Here is a 3,546-nt window from a genome sequence, read left to right on the forward strand (position 1 = left end):
GGACGCGCGGCCCCCGCGAGGCGAACCGTTACCTCAGCCCCGTCCGCCGCCGCAGCGCCGCCCGAAGCAACCGGTCGACCAACTCCGTGTAGGACACCCCGGACTCCTCCCACATCCGCGGGTACATGGAGATCGGCGTGAATCCCGGCATCGTGTTGATCTCGTTGATCACGAACTCCCCCTCCTCCGTCAGGAAGAAGTCCGCCCGCACCAGCCCCTCGCAGGACGCGGCCTCGAACGCCTCGACGGCGAGGCGCTGGACCTCCTCCGTCTGCTCCGGCGTGAGCGGCGCGGGGACGATGCCCGCCGCGGAGTCGATGTACTTGGCCTCGAAGTCGTAGAAGGAGTGGCTCTGCGCCGGGGGGATCTCCGCCGGGACACTGGCCCGCGGGCCGTCCTCGAACTCCAGGACGCCGCACTCGATCTCGCGCCCCACCAGCGCCGCCTCGACGATGATCTTGGGGTCGTGGAACTGGGCCTCGGCGATCGCCTCGTCCAGTCCGGACAGGTCGTCGACCTTGGTGATGCCGATGGACGAGCCCGCCCGGGCCGGCTTCACGAAGAGCGGCCAGCCGTGGTCGCCGGCCAGGTCGACGATCTTCTTGCGGGCCGCGGCCTGGTCCAGCTCCCACTCGCGGGGGCGGATCACCACGTAGGGGCCGACCTTCAGGCCGAAGGAGGTGAAGACCCGCTTCATGTACTCCTTGTCCTGGCCGACGGCGGAGGCGAGGACGCCCGCGCCGACGTAGGGGACGCCGGAGAGCTCCAGCATGCCCTGCAGGGTGCCGTCCTCGCCGTAGGGGCCGTGCAGGACGGGGAAGACCACGTCGATCTCGCCCAGCGTCTTGGAGACCGAACCGGGCTCGCTGTAGACCACCTCGCGGCTGGCGGGGTCGACGGGGAGCACCACGCCGCCCTCGGTGGACTCGGCGAGTTCCTCCACGGCCGGGACGACGCGGTCGGTGATCGCCATCCGGTCCGGTTCGTCGGCGGTCAGGGCCCAGCGCCCCTCCCGGGTGATGCCGATCGGCAGGACGTCGTACTTCGTCCGGTCGATCGCGCGCAGCACGGCGCCGGCGGTGACCACGGAGATGCCGTGCTCGGAGCTGCGGCCGCCGAAGACGACGGCGACGCGCGGCTTGCGCTGCGGCTGCCCGGCGGTCCGCTCAGGGCTCTGGGGGAGGTTCTGAGTGCTCATAACGGATTGAGCGTACCCGCTGGTTCCGGACAGGGCAGCGGGCGCGGTCGGGCACACGGACGATTCGCCCGGTCTGCCCCTCGCAGGGGGCCGACCAGGCGTCCTTCAGCGGCGTTCCGGTTTGGGATCGCGTCCCATGAGCTCCTTGAGGGCGACGACCGGCGGCTTGCCCTCGTGGACGATCTCGACCACCGTCTCGGTGATGGGCATGTCCACCCCGTGCCGGTGGGCGAGGTCGCGCACCGACTCGCAGGACTTGACGCCCTCGGCCGTCTGTCGGGTGACCGCGATGGTCTCCTCCAGCGTCATCCCCTTGCCGAGGTTGGTGCCGAAGGTGTGGTTGCGGGAGAGCGGCGAGGAGCAGGTCGCGACCAGGTCGCCGAGGCCGGCGAGGCCGGCGAAGGTGAGCGGGTCGGCGCCCATGGCGAGCCCGAGCCGGGTGGTCTCGGCCAGCCCGCGGGTGATCAGCGAGCCCTTGGCGTTGTCGCCGAGGCCCATGCCGTCGGCGATGCCCACCGCGAGGCCGATGACGTTCTTGACGGCGCCGCCGAGTTCGCAGCCCACCACGTCGGTGTTGGTGTACGGCCGGAAGTAGGGGGTGTGGCAGGCGGCCTGGAGGCGGCGGGCCACCGACTCGTCGGCGCAGGCCACCACGGCGGTGGTGGGCAGCCGGGAGGCGACCTCGCGGGCCAGGTTGGGGCCGGTGACCACGGCGACGCGCTCGGGGCCCACCCCGGCGACCTCGGCGACGACCTCGCTCATCCGCATCGCGGAGCCCAGCTCGACGCCCTTCATCAGGGAGACCAGCACGGTGCCGGGGGCGAGCAGCGGCGCCCAGGCGGCCAGGTTGCCGCGCAGGGTCTGCGAGGGGACGGAGAGGACGGTGAAGTCGGCGTCGCGGGCCGCCTCGGCCGGGTCGGTGGTGGCCCGGATCCCCGCGGGCAGTTCGACGCCCGGCAGGTAGTCGGCGTTCACCCGCGTGGAGTTGATCGCGTCGACCACGTCGGGGCGGCGTGCCCAGAGGGTGACCTCGCATCCCGCGTCGGCGAGGACGATCGCGAAGGCGGTGCCCCAGGAGCCGGCGCCGAAGACGGCCGCCTTCACAGGGGCGGCGGCGCCGGGTCCGCCCGTCTCGGGTCCGGTCACGCGCCGTTCCCCTCCCTCGCCGCTGCGGACCCGGCCTGCTCGGCGGCCTGCCGGGCGGCCCTGCGCCGCTGCTCGATGCGGACCTCGCGGGGGTCGTACCGCACCTCGGGCGCCTTCTCGCCGCGGATCTGCTCCAGCTCGCGGGTGATGGCGTCCATGATGACGTCGGTGCACTCCTTGAGGAGCTCCGGCGTCATCTCCTTGTCGTAGAAGCGCGACAGGTCGACGGGCGGGCCGGCGGTCACCCGGACCGTCTTGCGCGGGAACAGGCTCGGCTTCTTCCCGTACGGCGCCAGGACCTCGTTGGCCCCCCACTGGGCGACCGGGACGACCGGGCACTTGGTGCGCAGCGCGACCCGGGCGGCGCCCGTCTTGCCGGTCATCGGCCACACGCCCGGGTCACGGGTGAGGGTGCCCTCGGGGTAGAAGGCGACGCACTCGCCGCGCTCCACGGCGTCGATGGCGCCGCGGAAGGCGCTGAGCGCGTCGGTGGACTCCCGGTAGACGGGGATCTGGCCGGTGCCGCGCATGACGGCGCCGACGAAGCCCTTCTTGAACAGTCCGCTCTTGGCGAGGAAGCGCGGCAGCCGGCCGGTGTTGTACTGGTAGTGCGCGTAGACGAGCGGGTCCACATGCGAAATGTGGTTCACCACGGTGATGAAGCCGCCCTCGGCCGGAATGTTCTCCATTCCTCGCCAGTCCCGCTTCAGCAGAAGCACCAGCGGCGGTTTTGCGATGACCGCTGCGAAGCGGTACCAGAAGCCGATTCTGCGGCGAGGCACGCGCACACCTTCCTCTTGGGCACCCCGGGCCGTACGAGGGGCCGTACGGGGCCGGAGCCGGGTTCTTCGGGTTCGCCGGTCGTGGGGTCGCACAAGTGTGGCCCCGGGCCGACCGTCTGTCGAGAACACCGTACGCCCCGTCCGACGGCCGCCGTCGCCCTGTCGCCGGACCCGCGGGGGGACAATGTCGGCGTCGAGAGAAGGACGAACACGCGTGCACTGGACCCTGGTCATCCCCCTGAAGCCCCTCGCGCGGGCCAAGAGCAGGCTGTCGGACGCCGCCTCGGACGGGCTGCGGCCGGGCCTCGCGCTGGCGTTCGCGCAGGACACGGTGGCGGCCGTGCTGGCCTGCCCGCGGGTACGCGATGTGGCGGTAGTCACGGACGACGCCCTGGCCGCGCGGGAACTGGGGGCCCTGGG

The 3,546-nt window shown here is 72.3% G+C and carries 3 protein-coding genes and 1 pseudogene; 1 reads left to right on the forward strand and 3 read right to left on the reverse strand.

Annotated features, from left to right (window positions below; all coding sequences use genetic code 11):
- Positions 1–28: 28 nt before the first annotated feature.
- The 3 genes from HW445_RS22715 to HW445_RS22725 form a co-directional block, all read right to left on the reverse strand.
- Entirely contained in the window at positions 29–1,198 is a 1,170-nt protein-coding gene (locus tag HW445_RS22715; protein WP_180222818.1) for a D-alanine--D-alanine ligase family protein, read from the reverse strand.
- Positions 1,199–1,303: 105 nt separating this feature from the next.
- Positions 1,304–2,344 (reverse strand): NAD(P)H-dependent glycerol-3-phosphate dehydrogenase, encoded by a 1,041-nt coding sequence (locus HW445_RS22720; protein WP_180222819.1) that lies wholly within the window; start codon positions 2,342–2,344, stop codon positions 1,304–1,306.
- Positions 2,341–3,126, reverse strand: a complete 786-nt coding sequence (locus HW445_RS22725) for a 1-acyl-sn-glycerol-3-phosphate acyltransferase (RefSeq protein ID WP_180222820.1) — start codon at positions 3,124–3,126, stop codon at positions 2,341–2,343. Before HW445_RS22725 ends, HW445_RS22720 begins: the two co-directional genes overlap by 4 nt.
- 214 nt (positions 3,127–3,340) lie before the next feature.
- On the opposite strand from HW445_RS22725, the pseudogene HW445_RS22730 reads away from it, so the two are divergent.
- A pseudogene (locus tag HW445_RS22730) lies at positions 3,341–3,546 on the forward strand (2-phospho-L-lactate guanylyltransferase); the annotation flags it as partial.

Source organism: Streptomyces sp. UH6 (assembly GCF_013421635.1).
Classification (GTDB): domain Bacteria; phylum Actinomycetota; class Actinomycetes; order Streptomycetales; family Streptomycetaceae; genus Streptomyces; species Streptomyces abyssomicinicus.